Here is a 17,020-nt window from a genome sequence, read left to right on the forward strand (position 1 = left end):
AAACGTCGGCCGGAAGAAGGGCTGATGCTCCATACGGATCGCGGAGTTGAATATCGCGGATCAGAGTACCAGAAGGAACTCCATAAACAGGGAATTGATCTTGCCCCGATAAAACGGACACCAAAGTCAAACTGACGAGGTGTCCAATGCCAAAATATACTCAGCCAAGAAAGACCTGGCAGTATTCGAACGAGTTTAAAGTTAAAGCGGTTCAGCTAAGTCTGATAGAAGGAGTTCAGGTTCAGGAAGTAGCCAATACTCTCGACATCCATCCATTTATGCTGTCACGATGGCGAAAAGAATACCGTGAAGGCAAGATCGTGGCAGATAAACGTAAGAAGCTAACCGAGGCGACTAGCAAGCAAGAAAAGGAAATATCGAAGGTTAAGAAGCTGGAAGCAGAGAACAAGAAGCTGAAACAGGAGCTTGATCTGCTAAAAAAGTGGCAACGGTTTCTTGCGGAGGAACATCAGCAAGATATCGATTTATCGAGAAATTCGGACGAGAGCTAGGCATTAAGCGAACATGTGAATGGCTGGGAGTGTCGCGAAGTGGTTACTATGCTTGGCTTAATAGAGAACCATGATCTTTGTTCTGGTAAAACGGACACCAAAGTCAAACTAACCTAGCGTCCACTCATCGAATATCACCAAACCACCCATGCATACCCACTGATCACCGCAATACAGCTCAGGTTAATCCAGAATCCCGCACGCATCATATCCCGCTGCGCGACATAGCCACTGCCATACACAATGGCATTCGGTGGTGTGGCCACCGGCAGCATAAAGGCACAAGACGCGGACACGGCGATTAACGCGCTTAGGATTACTGCTGGAATTCCCAGGCTTTCGGCAATGGCGGCAAATACGGGTACTAGCAAAGCGGCGCTGGCGGTGTTACTGGCGAATTCGGTTAAGAAGACCACAAAGGTCACGATGGCCATAATCACCAGAATTAACGGCGCGCCCTGCAAGAAGCCACCAATATGATCGGCCAGAAAAACGCTGGTGCCGGTGGCTTTGAGTACGGCGCTCAGGCAGATACCGCCGCCAAACAACATCAGCACCCCCCAGTCGGTGGTTTTCTCGATCTGCTTCCAGGTGACGACGCGGCTGAGGCCCAGCGCCACGATGGCACTGATAGCGATCACTGTATCGAATTTAGGTAAGCCACCCAGTAGTTTGTTAATCGGTGAGCTGAATATCCAGAAGAGTACGGTTAATCCAAATATGCCCAGTGTCAGTAGTCGCGGTTGTGTCCATTCCAGTGGTTCATGCTCGGTGGAAAAGTGGTGATTCAGATTCGGACGTATGACCATAAAAAGAACCGCGAGCATGACGGGCAACAGAATCAGCGACAGTGGCCCGGCCAGGGTCAGCCAGTCCGCGAAGGTTATGTTGTTTTGTGCCGCAGCGATAGCATTGGGTGGGCTGCCTACTAAGGTGGCAATGCCTCCGATGTTTGCGCAGTAGGCGACACCAAGCAGTACGAAGATATAAGTAGGGCGCTGCTCTTCTTCATTAAGTTGATGTAAGACACCAAGTATCAAGGGCAGCATCATGGCGGTTGTTGCTGTGTTACTTATCCACATCGACAGGCCCGCGGATACCGCAAACAGCATAAACACGGCAACGTTAAACCGACCTCGTGCCAGGGTAAGTACTTTATTAGCAATCGCGGTATCTATCTTCTGAGCATGCAGGGCAGAGGCAAGTGCAAAGCCACCAATAAAGATAAAAATAATAGGGTTAGCGAAACTGGCGAGTGCTTTGGTGGTGTCGAGCACACCGAAAGCAACAGCGAGTATGGGGACTAAAAGGGCTGTAATGCTGACGTCGAGTGCTTCAGTTAACCAGAGCACTGCGATAAAGATCAGGATGCTCAGGCCGTCAACGATGGCTGGTTCAAATGGCAGCCAGAGTTGCATAGCTACGAAGAGTGCAGCATTGATCAGAACAATAAGGTTTGAGCCCGGCATACGTCATCCGTTGTTTTTTATTATCTATAGAGAGTAATGAAAAATAACGAACGAGGTAAGGTGTCAGATGCGCCGGACTTTGATCTGGCGCCCCTTAATCCGGCTTTTCCCCAGCAGGCGCAGTGCCTCATTGGCATACTCACGCTCTACGGCGGCGAAGGCGACAAAATCCAGTACGGTAATATTGCCAATCACTGTGCCCGGTATCTTACCTTTAGCGGTTATCGCTCCAACGATGTCACCGGGGCGCAGTTTGTTCTTACGGCCTTCCGCAAAGCAGATGGTCACATACGGCGGCTTAGCCGTGTCGTGCGAATCTGTCAGGTCACTCTGATGCATGGCCGGGATGTTGTGTTTGAGCAGGTCTTCAATCGCTTCGCGCTTGTATTGCTCGCGCTCAGTGAAGAGGCTCAGGGCCAGGCCTTCGCTACCAGCGCGGCCAGTACGGCCAATGCGATGTACATACACTTCCGGGTCGCGTGGCAGGTCGTAATTAATGACGGCTTGCAGTTCATCAACATCCAGACCGCGTGCCGCCACATCGGTGGCGACCAGGCAATGGGCGCTGCCTTGCTTAAATCGGATATAGGTCTGGTCACGATCCCGCTGGTCGAGGTCACCGTGCAGACCCAGCGATAAATAGCCGGCGTGGCGCAGCGCCTGGGAGACTTCATTTACGGTCTGCTTGGTGTTGCAGAAGATCACTGCCTGCTCAATGGCAAAGTGCTGCATGGCGGCTAACAGAGCATCTGTGCGGCTTGATTTATCGCAGCCAATTAATTGCTGGCGGATATGATCGGTTTTGTGAACGGCCTCGACTTTAATTGTCTCTGGCTCGTGCATCAGGTCTTTGCTCAGCGCTTTGATGTTGTCTGGGTAAGTGGCCGAAAACAGCAGCGTCTGACGGTTCTGTTTAGTATGTGAGGCAATATCGCGGATGTCGTCGGCGAAGCCCATTTCCAGCATGCGGTCGGCTTCATCGAGAACCAGTGTACTCACGTGTTCCAGCGACATGGTTTTTTTGCGTAGGTGGTCTTTAATGCGGCCCGGAGTACCGACAACAATGTGTGCGCCGCGCTCAAGCGAGCCGATTTGCGGCCCAATTGAGACGCCGCCCGATATAACTACGATTTTAATGTTCGGCGTAAAGCGGGCCAGTTTGCGTAATTCATCGGCGACCTGGGTTGCGAGTTCGCGGGTGGGGCAGAGCACCAAGCCCTGAATGCCAAAGAACTTAGGGTTCAGGTTCTGCAACAGCGGAATACCGAACGCTACGGTTTTACCGCTGCCGGTTTTTGCTTGAGCCAGTACGTCGTTGCCTGCAATGCTGATGGGCAGCGACTGTGCCTGGATGTCAGTCGCGTCGTTGAAACCCAGCTTTTGCAGGTTGTCCTGCATGGCTGGCGCGATGCCTTTTATATCTTTAAATGATGTACTCACGCGGTTGCCTTGCGTTTCAGAACGACGCCCGTTTCGATGTGGTGTGTATACGGGAACTGGTCGAACATAGCGAAACGCACGATGTCGTGGGTTTTACATAGTTCGGTCAGGTTCGCGTGAAGAGTGTCCGGGTTACAACTGATGTAAATGATGTTGTCGTAACCGGCGGTTTGTTTAACGGATTCGTCGTCCAGGCCTGCACGAGGCGGATCGACCAATACGGTACGGAAGTCGTAGCTGGTTAAATCAACGCCTTCTAAGCGGGTGAATTTGCGCTCGCCTCTTAAGGCCTGAACAAACTCTTCAGACGACAGGCGCGCAATAATCAGGTTGTCGATTTTGTTGTCGGCAATATTCACCTGCGCGGCATTCACTGATGTTTTAGAAATCTCAGTAGCAAGAACGCGGTCGAATTTTTCAGCCATTGCGACAGAGAAGTTGCCGTTGCCGCAGTACAGCTCAACGAGGTCACCACCAATGCCTTCAGAGGCAGAACGGGCCCAGCTGAGCATCTTCTGGTTCACTTCGCCATTGGGTTGGGTGAAGCCGCCTTCGATCTGGCGATAGCTGAACTCTTTACCATCGACCTTGAGCACTTCGGTCACGTAATCGCGCTCCAGCACCACCTTCTGCTTACGTGAGCGACCAATAATCGGGAAGCCAAGACGTTCCTGCAGTTCGCGCGCTTCGCCCTCCCAGGCGTCATCCAGCTTTTTGTGGTAGATCAGGGTAATCAGGGCGTCGCCGTTTAAAGTGGTCAGAAACTCGACCTGGAACAAGCGTCGACGTAACAGCTCACTGGTGTGAATTTCAGCCAGTAGCTTGTGCATCAGTTCGTTAATGAGCGGAGAGGCTATATTGAACTCACGGACTTCGTACGCTTTCTTGCGGTTACCTGGCTCGAACATGGCGTAGAAGCAGCGGTCTCCCTCGTGCCAGAGGCGGAATTCGGCGCGCAGGCGATAGTGAGACACAGCACTGTCGTGGACTTCCAGAGCGGGCGGTGCGAATTCTGCGAACAGACTGTTCAGGCGTGCCTTTTTCTCGGCAAGTTGGGTATCGTATTCCGCAGGATTGATAGGATCTGGAAAGATTTCTGACATGAGATAACCGGGGCTTAAGCGTAAGGGCCGGTATTATACGCGGCCCCGCAAAGAGTGCGAGTGTGGCGCATAATGTCATTTCGGCCAATGATTGGGTATTTCTATCGGGTATTGTTCCAATCATAGATGTAAATAATTGCTATAAATTATTCGTTGTAAATGTCTGACGAGAATAGAGAGGTGTGTATGAGTGACGTGTTACAGGGGTTAGTCGAGCTGCTGGAACCTACCGAGATCGGAGAAAACACCTTTCGTGGCGAGACCCAGGACTTGGGTTTCCGGGCTTTGTTCGGCGGCCAGGTGATGGCTCAGAGCCTTTCTTCGGCGCTTAAGACGCTGCCTGAAGGCGAGTGGCATGCGCACTCGTTCCATGTTTATTTTATGCTCGCAGGTACGGTGACCGATCATCTTGAGTTTGAGGTTGATCGATTACGTGATGGCCGTACCTTCTGTACCCGTCAGGTGAAGGCGATGCAGAATGGCCGCGCTATTCTGACCATGATCTGCTCATTCCAGCAGACCGAAGAGGGCTTTGAGCACCAGGCGGCGATGCCTGAGGTGAAAGGGCCGGATGGCATTCCTTCGCAGGTCGAGCTGGCGCGTATGTTCCGTGACTATTTCCCGGAGAAAGTACGCGATATCTATACCGCTGATAAGCCGATCGAAATGCGAGTGCTTGATCCGGTCAATATCTTTGCGCCGACTAAGAAAGATCCGGTGAAGTACCTCTGGATGAAAGCCGACGGTTCGCTGCCAGAGGATACTGATCTGCACGCTAAGCTTCTGGCGTACGCATCTGATTTCAATCTTCTGCCGACGTCGCTGCATCCACACGCGCGTTCCTACGGGCAGAAGGGGATGCAGATGGCGAGTCTTGATCACAGCGTATGGTTCCATCGTCCGTTCCGCATGGATGAGTGGCTGCTGTACGCCATTGATAGCCCGAACGCAGGCGGCGGCCGTGGATTCTGCCGTGGCCAGGTATTTAACCAGAAAGGTGAGCTGGTCGCTTCCGTCGCTCAGGAAGGCCTGATTCGTTACCGCGAGCCGGAAGAAAAATCATGATGTTGCTTCGTTTTATCTTTATTTTCTTCCGCCAGAAGTGGAATGACAATAAAGATCCTCTGGCCATGACGACCTATAAATTCCGGGTGATGCCCTGGGATATGGATCTTAACCTGCATCTGACCAATACACGGTATCCGGCTTTCATTGATGTGGGCCGGGTTCAGTGGTTTGCAGAAATTGGTTTACTGCCACTGATCATGAGCAATGGCTGGCGCACGGTCGTCGCCAGTCAGACCGTGACCTTTGTGCGTGAAATTAAGCCGTTCACTAAGGTGGATATCGAGAGTCGGGTTCTGTATTGGGACAGAAAGTACCTGTATTCAGAGCATCGTTTTCTGGTGGAAGGCAAGTTGCATTGCAAAGCGCTGGGGCGAATTGCTCTGGTTCGTGGTGGTCGTGTGCGCAGTTTCAGTTCGCTACTGCAATCCATTGATAAGTATCATGGCCGAGAGCCGGGGGAATACATCGCCCCTGAACCAACGCCTGAAATTCAGGCCAAAATTGATCTGCTGACCTTGAAGCGTGACGCTGAACTGGCGCGAGCCCAGGCCGAGGCTGAAAAAGATTCGGAAGAAAATAAGGTTATCCCTTAGTTTCATCTTCCGGTGTATTCTCTAGTTTTGTTTGGGCCTCAGATTGAGAATCATCCTTCTCATCTGAGGCCTGATCTTCGTGTTTGTCTTCCTGCAACAGCTCACTTGCTGCAGAGAAGTCGAAGCCTTCAGAATCTTCCATTTCATCAATGTTCGGGCGTATGCCGCATCCGCTGCCTTTAACGGGCATTAGTCCTGAGGTGCCGGGGGCTTTTTTCATGACAGTACCTTGTTCATTTAGGCTGGTCTTCCCTGAGCAGTAACTTAGGGTTTACGCGGGCGTTATTGAGGCTGACCGTCCAGTGCAGGTGAGGGCCGGTGGCTCTGCCGGTTTTACCGACGGCACCCAATAAGTCGCCTTGCTCGATGACATCGCCTTCTATTACGTCGACACGACTCATATGGCACATCATGCTGATAAGCCCCTGACCATGGTCGATAAAGACGCTGTTTCCGTTAAAGAAAAAATCACCCGTTAACACAACGGTGCCACCTGCGGGAGCAACGATGTCTTTGCCTTCGGGAGCGGCTATATCAATTCCGCTGTGCGGGTTGCGCGCCTGACCGTTAAAGAAACGCTTTAAGCCAAAGGCACTGCTGTATGGCCCTGTAGTTGGCAGGATCATCTGGTTCCAGTCGGGCGTTAATTCTGCAGAGAAGCTTTTATAGACCGGAGTCATCTGATTGTATTCGCGGCCAATGCGATCCATATCATTTTTCTGCGGATTAACTTTACGCTTATTCTTAATTTCGATGTGCTGTTCTTCGTACGCGAAGTCTTCAAGAATCTGAGATTGTTTTTTGCCATCAATCTTAAGTTGCAGGCTCTCCTCTGCCTTTAGCGGAACCCCAATAACGGCATAACGCTGGCCGTCTACCGTTGTTGTCAGAACGGGCTTGTCGTTCAAGGTTACTTTGCTGTTTTTATCTAACGGCATGGAGATGATACCGCCAGCGATTGGATGATTCGGCAGTGCTGATTCTGAGCTGTCTGATTTCTCAATAGTTTGGCTGGCAGTCGCATTGAAAATGAATGCTGAGAGCAATACAGGTGCGAGTACAAGGCCTGTCTTTTTAATCATCATTTCTTTTTGCTTCTTGTTTCATTTCTTGTTTCAGTTCTTGCTTTTGGGATACATCCTGAACGTCAGTCACGGTACTGGTGAGTGTGCCCGAGCGGATCAGTGTTTCTATTTCATCGCCGGCTTTCAGTTCTTTCGTATCTCGCACTACGGTGCCATCGGTTTTTCGGGTAATGGAATAACCACGGCTCAGGACTTCAAGCGGGCTGACGCTGTTAAGAAGTCGCATACCGGCACCAAGTTCCGTTTTCTTTTTCTGCAGTTGTTGCTGCATCGCGCGCTCGAGGCGCCCGCGTATCTGATTCAGGGTGTTCTGGCTCTGCGTCAGTCCACGTTGTGGATGCAGATGCGCTAATGATGTCTGGAGTCGTTGCAGGCGTTGTTGAGGTTCTTTCAGGCGCGACGTCATCGCACGTTGCAGGCGTATTTCCAGCTGATCAAGATGCTGGGCTCTGGATTGCAGTGCTTGTCTTGGGCCACGCAATCGTGACTGCAACTGAGTCAGAGAGCGCTGTGCATGCATAAAGCGCTCTCGTTGATTACGGATCAATCGTTGCTGAAGATCATTAACGTAGCGCAGTATCTGTTGACCATCCGGGCTGATCAGTTCAGCCGCTGCCGAGGGAGTCGGTGCCCGCATGTCGGCGACAAAATCTGCGATGGTAAAATCGACTTCGTGACCGACAGCACTGATAACAGGCAATTGAGAGTTGGCAATTTCGCGCGCCAGAACCTCATTGTTAAATGCCCAGAGATCTTCGAGTGAACCGCCGCCACGGCCAATAATAATAGCGTCGGCCATGTTGTCGCGGTTCGCACGATACAGCGCGTTGATTAATTGCTGTGGTGCTTCTTCTCCTTGAACAGCAGCAGGGTAGAGATCCACTTCGAGCATGGGCCAGCGCCGCTTCAGCACCGTCAGCATATCGTGGATGGCCGCACCGGTTGGCGAGGTAATAATTGCTACCCGTTTTACGGCGGGCAGGGGTCTTTTGCGCTCTTCAGCGAACAGACCTTCTGCGGTTAATTTGCGTTTGAGTTGTTCGAACGCGAGCAACAGGGCGCCTTCGCCGGCGGGCTTCATCGCATCGACAATCAGCTGATAGTCACCGCGGTTTTCGTAAAGGCTGACCTTGGCGCGGACTTCAACTTTATCGCCTTCTTTTGGTTGAAATTTAACCATGCCAGCGCGTGAGCGGAACATGGCACAACGCACCTGCGCGCCACTGTCCTTCAATGTGAAGTACCAATGGCCAGATGATGGGCGGGCAAGGTTGGAAATTTCACCTTCAACGCGCACAGATGCGAAGGAAACTTCGAGCATTTGTTTTGCGCGGCGGTTCAGATCCGAGACGGTAAATATACCGGGATCGCGAGGGTGGTCTGTCTGATACATAAACAATCTGCTGGTTAGATAGTCAAAGGCTGACATAAGGAGGTGTTTTTGGCCAGTTTTTGTCATGATGCTAGACAGCGGCGGAAAAGCGTTCTAGGTTAGTCGGGTCGTTTTTAAAACGACCTAATTTGATCAGAACAAGGAAATGATCCATGAAAAAACTGATTGCTGCTGCAGCACTGATTTCTGCGTCTTCTTTCGCAATGGCTGACAACGGTCCTGCGGGCTGTGGTCTGGGTACTGCGGTTGTCTTCCCAGATGCTAACGAATGGCACGAGCACGTACTGGCTGCGACCACCAATGGTACTTCTGGTAACCAGACTTTTGGTATGACTTCAGGCACCCTGGGTTGTGAATCAGCAAATGGCCCACTGAAAGCGGCTGAAGCTTTTATGAACGACAATATGGATCAGCTGGCTGCTGACAGTGCACGTGGTCAGGGTGAAACTCTGGATGCGCTCGCTCAGGTTATGGGTGTAGAAGCGGCGGACACTGCTGCTTTCCGCGCAACTGTTCAGTCTAACTTCGATAGCATGTTTACTACCGAAGCGACTGCTGGTGATGCGTTCCGTTCTCTGACTGAAGCAATGTCTCAGGACAAAGCTCTGCAGAAATACGTAGGCTGATACATCAGTCTGTCATACTCTGAGGCGCATTCTTTGCGTCTCAGTGTTGTTTGTTAAGGATTTTCCGTGGGTCATCAGTTAAAGCTGATTCTGATTGCCGCTTTGTTGGCAATGTTCTCCTCCTCATTTGTTCTCGCTGCTTCTGATACCAGTCAATTCAAAGCTGTTCCGGCTGATGAGCTTCGCGATCTGGCGTCGCATCAGCAATGGCTGCATCTGCTTCATTATCGACAACACCCCTATACGTTTCGCTTTATCAGCCAGAATGATTCACCCGAGTTTTTTCTTGCTGAGAAGGGGAAAACCAATGCTCACGAAGAGCTGGTAGCCGACCTCAGTGCCTTCTTGTTAACGGATCAGGCCGACAATGCGTCTGCACAGTGTCGTTTTCCGGCGCGGTACCATTGGCTAAAACACAGACTTCCGCAGGTTGGTTTTGTTGACCAGCCATGTTCAGAGTTTGATGAGTGGCGTGATGAATTAAACGCTCACCGTCTGACGTTGATTTTCCCTGCCTCTCATATCAATTCGCCGTCATCCATGTACGGCCATACGCTGGTGCGTATGGACAGAGAGGACCCTTCCAGCAGTAAGTTGCTCGCCTACAGTGTTAATTTTGCGGCCAATGCTGACCCTACCGACAATGAGCTGGTGTTCAGCTACAAGGGGCTGTCTGGTGGTTATCCTGGTGAAGTCTCGGTAATGCCGTATTACGTTAAAACCAATCAGTACCAGCATATGGAATACCGTGATACCTGGGAGTACGAACTGGACTTCGGTAGCGCGGAAGTGGATCAGTTCGTGCGGCATGTCTGGGAGTTGCAGGACACCGCGTTCGATTATTTCTTTTTTGATGAAAACTGTTCCTACCGCTTGCTGACGATGCTTGATGCGGCGTCTTCGCGATCAGATCTGGCGGCTGACTTTAAAATGAAGGCGGTGCCGGTCGACACCATTCGTGCTCTCTACAGCGCTGGTTTTGTCTCGCGAGAGGTGTACCGGCCTTCTGCTGCGTCTGTGATGGAGTCAAATGCGGCTCTGGCGTCAGAACAAGAGGCGGACCTTGCTCGTACTCTGGTCGAAAGTGATATCCCTATTGGCGACCTGCTGGCAGGGGTACCTGGAGAATCACAAACCCGTGTCCTTGAACTAGCCTACAGCTACGCACGTTATTTGTCGGTTAAGAAAAAGCAAGCGAACCCGGTGCTTCGTAAACGAACACTGCAGATTCTCTCTGCTCGCAGCAAGCTTCCAGCGGGCGATGTTTTTCCTGCACCAAGAAAGCCAGAGTTTCGTGATGATGAGGGGCACGGCACAGCACGTTTAAGTGTGGGTGGTGGTTATACCGGAGAGCAATGGCACGGTGATATTAACTGGCGCATTGCTTACCACGACGTACTTGATCCATCGAAGGGCTTTTCGCCCGGTGCGCAGATAGAGATGGGGGATTTTTATACGCGCGTCACAGAGGACGGCGATGTCCGTTTGCAGAAGCTGACTCTGGTGAATGTACTGTCACTCAGTCATAAAACGCGTTTTCAGAACCCGGTTGCATGGACGGTGAGTGCGGGTCTTGATCGGTTTAATCACGAGGGCAGTGAGCTCTATAGCCGTTTCAATCTTGGATTTGGTCGTGCGTGGCAGCTGCCACTTGGACTTCGTGATGGTAAGCGACTGAGCAGCGCTCGATTGTTTGCATTAGGCGATCTTACCGCGAGAGCGGATAATCAATTTGATGACGGTTATCAGATATCTGCGGGTGTGCGTGCCGGCTGGTTGTGGCAGGGACGCCTGAATCAGGAAATGATTCAGTTTCGCTGGCAACCCGCCGCTTTAGGGGATGATACTCCCCGGCGTGAGCTGACAGTAGAAGAGGCCTTTAATGGGTTTGACAATGTTCAGCTGCGTTTCGGCTTCAGTCGTCAGTGGGCGTCGTCTGAGGCGACCAACAGCTGGAAGCTGACTTATGCCTGGTATTTCTGAAGCGTTCAGGCTGGTTCGGATTTCCGTGATGCTTGCGGTGGCTGCAATGTTAAGCGGTTGCGCCTCGCTGACGACCCTGTATTTTCACCCGCAGGAAGTCTGGTTACAGACGCCGGACCGTTTTGATATCGATTATGAAGATGTCTGGCTGACTGCGGATGACGGCACAGAACTTCATGCCTGGTTACTCAAGCCTGAACCAACAATCGAGCAGGCTAAGGTGATTCTTTACTTGCACGGCAATGCTGAGAATATCTCGACGCATTCGCGTAGTGTTTTCTGGCTGGTTGAGAAGGGCTATACCGTATTGGCCCTTGATTACCGTGGTTTTGGCGCATCACAGGGGCGGCCTATTTTGCCGGACGTTCTTATGGATGCTAAAGCCGGCGCCAGCTGGCTGCGGGATGCTTACCAGGATCACTCTCTGGTTGTTCTGGGTCAGTCGATGGGTGCAGCGCTCGCGGTCAATTTCGTTGCAGACTATGGCCGTGACTATGACGTTTCTCAGCTCATACTCGAAGCGCCGTTTGCCGGATTTCGCAGTGTGGCCAGAGAGATGTTGCAGCGTACCGTGGTCGGTACCATTGTCTCACCTCTTGTTTACTTAATTCCGTCAGACTGGGACCCAAAGGATCGCGCCCCGAATATCCACATTCCGGTCATGCAGCTGCACAGTCGCATGGATGAGGTTGTGCCTGTGTCTGAAGGGCAGGCCTTGTATGACGCGCTGCCAGAGAGCATGCGGTGTTACGTCGCATCGCAGGGCCCTCATATCGCCAGTTTCCGATACAACAAGTTCCGGGAACAGGTCGCGGATTTTCTGGTCAGGGGAGTGTGTCCGCCTGTCGTGGCGGATACATCAAAACAGAATCCGTAGCGGGATTTACCGGCGAATGACCTTCCGGTATAATGCCCCGCCTTTCCTACAACCTCATTCGGAAGGCTCTTCTATGTTGCGAATCGCTCAAGATGCACTCACCTTTGATGACGTGCTGCTAGTGCCCGGTTATTCCGAGGTCCTGCCAAACCAGGTTAGTCTAAAGACACGCCTGACCAAAGGCATTGAGCTGAACGTTCCCCTTATTTCTGCCGCGATGGATACGGTTACTGAAGCGCGCCTGGCAATTGCGATTGCTCAGGAAGGTGGCTTAGGTATCGTCCATAAAAACCTGACCATCGAGGAACAGGCTGCTGAGGTTCGTAAGGTCAAGAAATACGAAAGCGGTGTGGTCAAAGATCCGATCACTGTGCCGAGTACGAGCACCATCCGCGAAATTCTCGAACTGACTCAACAGCACAGCATCTCTGGTATGCCTGTGGTTGATGGCGAAGAGCTGGTGGGTATCGTTACTAGCCGTGATGTTCGCTTCGAGAAAAACCTGGATGCGACGGTCGCCTCGGTGATGACGCCGAAAGAGCAGCTGGTTACCGTTAAAGAAGGCACCAGCCCCCAGGACGTTCAGGATCTTCTGCACGTTCATCGCATTGAGAAAATTCTGGTTCTTGATGACAACGAACAGCTCGTTGGCATGATGACCGTAAAAGACATCGAGAAGGCCAAAGCTTTCCCTAGTGCTGCAAAAGATGACCAGGGTCGTCTGCGCGTTGGCGCTGCCGTAGGCACAGGCGCTGGCACCGAAGAGCGCGTCGAAGCGCTGGTTAAAGCCGGTGTTGATGTGATCGTTGTTGATACCGCACACGGCCATACATCGAACCCGGGCGGCACTGGCGTTATCGACCGCGTGCGTTGGGTAAAAGAGAACTTCCCTGAGGTTCAGGTGATCGGCGGCAATATCGCAACTGCTGAAGCGGCGATTGCGCTTGCTGAAGCCGGTGCGGATGGCGTGAAGGTCGGTATCGGCCCTGGCTCTATCTGTACTACCCGTATCGTTGCTGGTGTGGGTGTGCCTCAGATCTCAGCGGTAGCTAACGTGGCTGAAGCCATGAAGAAATACGATGTGCCTGTGATTGCTGATGGCGGTATCCGTTTCTCTGGTGACATCTCTAAAGCCATCGTTGCTGGCGCAAGCGTCGTTATGGTTGGCTCGATGCTGGCGGGCACTGATGAGTCTCCGGGCGAAGTTGAACTGTTTCAGGGACGTGCTTACAAGGCATACCGTGGCATGGGTTCTCTTGGTGCAATGGGCCAGAGCCAGGGTTCGTCTGACCGTTACTTCCAGGACAAAAAAGCCGGTGTTGATAAGCTGGTTCCGGAAGGCATCGAAGGTCGTATCGCAGTGAAAGGTCCACTGACGAACATCGTTCACCAGCTGATGGGCGGTGTGCGTGCTTCCATGGGCTACACCGGTTGCGCGACGATCGACGAGATGCGTACCAAGCCTGAATTTGTGCGTATTACGGCGGCGGGCATGTCTGAATCACACGTTCACGACGTACAGATCACCAAAGAAGCGCCAAACTATCGCTTAGGCTGATCGCTGAAAAATGCTAAGACGTGGGGATGACGAGAGTCATCCCCGCTTTTGTTTTTAAATCTTTTATCTGGAAAGCCCAATGTCACAAGACATCCACGCTCAACGTATTCTGATTCTGGATTTCGGTTCACAGTACACTCAGCTGATCGCACGTCGCGTACGTGAAATCGGTGTGTTCTCTGAAATCCGCGCCTGGGACATGGACGAAGCGGAAATCCGCGAGTACAACCCGTCCGGTATTATTCTGGCAGGTGGCCCTGAGTCTGTGACAGAGGCGGGTTCTCCGCGCGCACCTCAGGTGGTGTTCGAGCTTGGTTTGCCAGTGCTTGGTATCTGCTACGGCATGCAGACAATGGCAGAGCAGTTGGGTGGCAGTGTGCAGGGCTCCAACATCCGTGAATTTGGCTATGCCCAGATTCAGGTTGAGACGAACAACGCACTGCTCAAAGACATCAAAGACCATGTCAGCGAAGACGGTAAAAGTCTTCTTGATGTGTGGATGAGCCACGGCGATAAAGTGGCAACCATGCCTGAAGGCTTTGAGCTGATGGCAACCACGCCGAGCTGCCCGATTGCAGGCATGTTCAATGCTGAGAAAAATTTCTTCGGTGTACAGTTTCACCCAGAAGTGACGCACACCCTGCAGGGGAAGCGCCTGCTGGAGCATTTCGTCATGGATATCTGTGGTTGTGAAGCACTGTGGACACCAGCGAAAATTATTGAAGATCAGATCGAACGTGTTCGTGAGCAGGTCGGTAATCAGAAAGTTCTGCTGGGCCTGTCCGGCGGTGTCGATTCATCGGTTGTGGCGGCGCTGTTGCACAAAGCCATCGGTGATCAGCTGACCTGTGTGTTTGTTGATAACGGCCTGCTGCGTAAGAACGAAGGCGATGCTGTGATGGACATGTTCGCTAAGAACATGGGCGTCAAAGTGATCCGTGCGGATGCTGAAGATCTGTTCCTTGGCAAGCTCGAGGGTGTGTCTGACCCTGAGCAGAAGCGTAAGATCATTGGTAATACCTTTATCGAAGTGTTCGATGAAGAAGCCAGCAAACTGAAAGATGTTCCATTCCTTGCGCAGGGTACTATTTATCCAGACGTGATCGAGTCTGCGGCGGCGAAAACTGGCAAAGCACATGTGATTAAGTCACACCACAATGTGGGTGGCCTGCCAGAAGACATGAAGATGGATCTGGTTGAACCACTGCGTGAGCTGTTCAAAGACGAAGTGCGTAAGATTGGTCTGGAACTCGGCCTCCCTTACGACATGGTTTATCGTCACCCATTCCCTGGGCCGGGTCTGGGCGTGCGCATCCTCGGTGAAGTGAAGAAAGAATACGCTGACGTACTGCGTGAAGCGGATGCTATCTTCATTGAAGAGCTGCATAACTTCGACTGGTACCACAAAACCTCTCAGGCGTTTGTGGTCTTCCTGCCAGTGAAATCCGTTGGTGTCGTGGGTGACCAGCGTCGTTATGAGTGGGTTGTATCGTTACGCGCTGTAGAAACCATCGACTTTATGACGGCTCGTTGGGCGCACCTGCCGTACGAACTACTGGAGAAAGTCTCGAACCGTATCATCAACGAGATTGAGCACATCTCTCGTGTGGCTTACGATGTATCAAGTAAGCCGCCAGCGACGATTGAGTGGGAGTGAAATAAGGTCTTTCAGGGACTATCGGTAGCAATCGGAAAAATGACGTAAGTTAATGATTTGTCTAAATTTATGTCTCATTGCCTATCGGTGGCTATCGACGGCAAGCAGAAACATTTGTCGGTAAAAGCGACGGTATCGCGAATTCCCCGGATTAAGACTCTCCCATTTACCGTCATGCCTTTTTTCGGCATGACGGTAAAACTACGCCCTGACTTCTTTTGATATCAAGAACTTAGGAACATCATCAGGGCTCCTGACCCTTGACGGTAACAAACCGCAAACACAGGAGAAACCTGATATGTTGACCGATACAGCACTTCGTAAACTCAAGCCCAATGGCGCCACCTACAAGGTCGCCGACCGCGACGGCATGTATGTGACCGTGTCGAAAACCGGTACCATCACCTTTCGTTACGATTACCGTCTCAATGGCCGGCGCGAAACCCTCACCCTGGGCCGATACGGGCCGGGCGGTATTTCCCTGGCCCTGGCGCGGGAGCGCCTGCTGGATGCCCGCAAGGCGGTGGCCGACGGACATTCTCCTGCGCAGGAGAAACAACGGGAAAAACGCCGCCTGTCCCGTGCCAGGAATTTCGCGGAATTCACTGAGGTGTGGATGGAAGCTTCCGGCATGGCTGACAGCACCAGGTCCATGCGCAAGCACATCATTGACCGCGATATCCTGCCAGCCTTCAAGAACCGTCTGCTGACTGAAATCTCACCCGACGACCTCCGGGCCCTGTGTATGAAGGTGAAAAAGCGCGGGGCACCGGCAACCGCGATCCACGTCCGCGATATCGTCAAGCAGGTCTACGCACACGCCATCATGCACGGCGAGAAAGTGGCCAATCCGGCCGATGAAGTGATGCCGTCATCCATTGCCACTTTTGCGCCCAAGGACCGCGCGCTGTCACCCGCCGAGATCCGGCTGATGGTCCACGAAATGGACACCATACCCACATCGCCGACCATTCGCCTGGGGCTGCGCATGATCCTGCTGACCCTGGTGAGAAAGGCCGAGTTGCTAAAGGCGACCTGGGATGAAGTGGATTTCGAGACCGGGGTATGGAGTATTCCGAAGGAACGGATGAAGCGGCGCTTCCCTCACAATGTTTATTTGTCCCGACAGGCGCTCGACATCCTGGTGGCGCTCAAGACCTGTGCCGGTGGATCCAAGTACCTGTTTCCGGCTCGCTATGATGGTGACCAGTGCATGTCCATGGGCACGCTGAACCGAGTGACCTTGAAGATATCAGAGCGGGCCCGGGAAAAGGGATTGCCGTTGGAACCGTTTACCGTCCACGACCTGCGCCGTACCGGTTCCACACTACTCAATGAAGTCGGTTTCAATCGCGACTGGATCGAAAAGGCCCTGGCCCACGAGGATGGCCGCTCCTCTCGGGCGGTGTACAACAAGGCGGAGTATGCCGAGCAGCGTCGGCACATGATGCAAGAGTGGGCCAATATGATTGATGCTTGGGCGGAAGGGGGTAGCTACATTCCAACCTTGATGCCGTCGACAATGTCGGTGCCTGTATTAAAGGCATCGGTATGAGTGCCGTGGTCATGGTGATTGTTGGTTGGCGGTCGTCTGGGTGGCGTATTGGTCATGACCAAGCGGTTTATGGGGAAGCCGAAAGACTTACTTTGAGTGAG

At 52.4% G+C, this 17,020-nt stretch carries 14 protein-coding genes and 1 pseudogene; 9 read left to right on the plus strand and 6 right to left on the minus strand.

Annotated elements, in window-relative coordinates:
* Positions 1–146 precede the first annotated feature (146 nt).
* Positions 147–583, plus strand: a pseudogene (locus tag BW941_RS17765) (transposase); the annotation flags it as partial.
* Between the two features lie 63 nt (positions 584–646).
* On the opposite strand, the gene BW941_RS15155 reads toward BW941_RS17765, so the two are convergent.
* From BW941_RS15155 to trmA, 3 genes are all read right to left on the minus strand, one after another.
* Positions 647–1,981 (minus strand): SLC13 family permease, encoded by a 1,335-nt coding sequence (locus tag BW941_RS15155; protein WP_076517481.1) that lies wholly within the window; start codon positions 1,979–1,981, stop codon positions 647–649.
* A gap of 63 nt (positions 1,982–2,044) precedes the next feature.
* On the minus strand, positions 2,045–3,421 hold the full coding sequence (gene dbpA / locus BW941_RS15160; RefSeq protein ID WP_076517483.1) for an ATP-dependent RNA helicase DbpA: 1,377 nt from the start codon (positions 3,419–3,421) through the stop codon (positions 2,045–2,047).
* Positions 3,418–4,524 (minus strand): tRNA (uridine(54)-C5)-methyltransferase TrmA, encoded by a 1,107-nt coding sequence (gene trmA / locus BW941_RS15165; RefSeq protein WP_076517485.1) that lies wholly within the window; start codon positions 4,522–4,524, stop codon positions 3,418–3,420. The genes dbpA and trmA overlap by 4 nt, the downstream gene beginning before the upstream one ends.
* 186 nt (positions 4,525–4,710) lie before the next feature.
* Here trmA and BW941_RS15170 point away from each other — a divergent pair, with 186 nt between their 5' ends.
* Together BW941_RS15170 and BW941_RS15175 are read left to right on the plus strand one after the other, a co-directional pair.
* On the plus strand, positions 4,711–5,589 hold the full coding sequence (locus BW941_RS15170) for an acyl-CoA thioesterase (protein WP_076517487.1): 879 nt from the start codon (positions 4,711–4,713) through the stop codon (positions 5,587–5,589).
* Positions 5,586–6,185 carry an acyl-CoA thioesterase gene (locus BW941_RS15175; RefSeq protein WP_076517489.1) on the plus strand — a complete coding sequence of 200 codons (600 nt, stop codon included), beginning with the start codon at positions 5,586–5,588 and terminating at the stop codon, positions 6,183–6,185. The genes BW941_RS15170 and BW941_RS15175 overlap by 4 nt, the downstream gene beginning before the upstream one ends.
* Here the strand turns inward: BW941_RS15175 and BW941_RS15180 are convergent.
* Genes BW941_RS15180 through xseA form a run of 3 tightly spaced genes read right to left on the minus strand, consistent with a single transcriptional unit; the run spans position 6,175 to position 8,663 of the window.
* Positions 6,175–6,405, minus strand: coding sequence for a hypothetical protein (locus BW941_RS15180; RefSeq protein WP_076517491.1), 231 nt, complete (start codon positions 6,403–6,405; stop codon positions 6,175–6,177). The genes BW941_RS15175 and BW941_RS15180 overlap by 11 nt on opposite strands.
* Positions 6,406–6,418: 13 nt before the next feature.
* A complete protein-coding gene (locus BW941_RS15185; protein WP_139325868.1) occupies positions 6,419–7,270 on the minus strand; it encodes a peptidoglycan DD-metalloendopeptidase family protein in 852 nt (283 codons plus the stop codon).
* Positions 7,260–8,663, minus strand: coding sequence for an exodeoxyribonuclease VII large subunit (gene xseA, locus BW941_RS15190; RefSeq protein ID WP_076517494.1), 1,404 nt, complete (start codon positions 8,661–8,663; stop codon positions 7,260–7,262). Before xseA ends, BW941_RS15185 begins: the two co-directional genes overlap by 11 nt.
* Before the next feature lie 152 nt (positions 8,664–8,815).
* Between xseA and BW941_RS15195 the strand changes: the two genes are divergently transcribed.
* The 6 genes from BW941_RS15195 (at position 8,816) to BW941_RS15220 (ending at position 16,919) form a co-directional block, all read left to right on the plus strand.
* On the plus strand, positions 8,816–9,289 hold the full coding sequence (locus BW941_RS15195) for a DUF3015 family protein (protein WP_076517496.1): 474 nt from the start codon (positions 8,816–8,818) through the stop codon (positions 9,287–9,289).
* A gap of 66 nt (positions 9,290–9,355) precedes the next feature.
* Positions 9,356–11,272, plus strand: coding sequence for an Lnb N-terminal periplasmic domain-containing protein (locus BW941_RS15200; RefSeq protein WP_076517498.1), 1,917 nt, complete (start codon positions 9,356–9,358; stop codon positions 11,270–11,272).
* Entirely contained in the window at positions 11,256–12,149 is an 894-nt protein-coding gene (locus tag BW941_RS15205; protein WP_076517500.1) for an alpha/beta hydrolase, read from the plus strand. The genes BW941_RS15200 and BW941_RS15205 overlap by 17 nt, the downstream gene beginning before the upstream one ends.
* Positions 12,150–12,222: 73 nt before the next feature.
* Positions 12,223–13,707 (plus strand): IMP dehydrogenase, encoded by a 1,485-nt coding sequence (guaB, locus tag BW941_RS15210; protein WP_076517511.1) that lies wholly within the window; start codon positions 12,223–12,225, stop codon positions 13,705–13,707.
* Between the two features lie 79 nt (positions 13,708–13,786).
* Positions 13,787–15,364, plus strand: a complete 1,578-nt coding sequence (guaA, locus tag BW941_RS15215; RefSeq protein ID WP_076517513.1) for a glutamine-hydrolyzing GMP synthase — start codon at positions 13,787–13,789, stop codon at positions 15,362–15,364.
* 298 nt (positions 15,365–15,662) lie between these two features.
* Positions 15,663–16,919: a tyrosine-type recombinase/integrase gene (locus tag BW941_RS15220; protein ID WP_076517515.1), complete on the plus strand. Its 1,257-nt coding sequence runs from the start codon at positions 15,663–15,665 to the stop codon at positions 16,917–16,919.
* Positions 16,920–17,020 lie beyond the last annotated feature (101 nt).

The sequence above is a fragment of the Thalassolituus maritimus genome (genome assembly GCF_900156675.1).
GTDB lineage: Bacteria > Pseudomonadota > Gammaproteobacteria > Pseudomonadales > Oceanobacteraceae > Thalassolituus > Thalassolituus maritimus.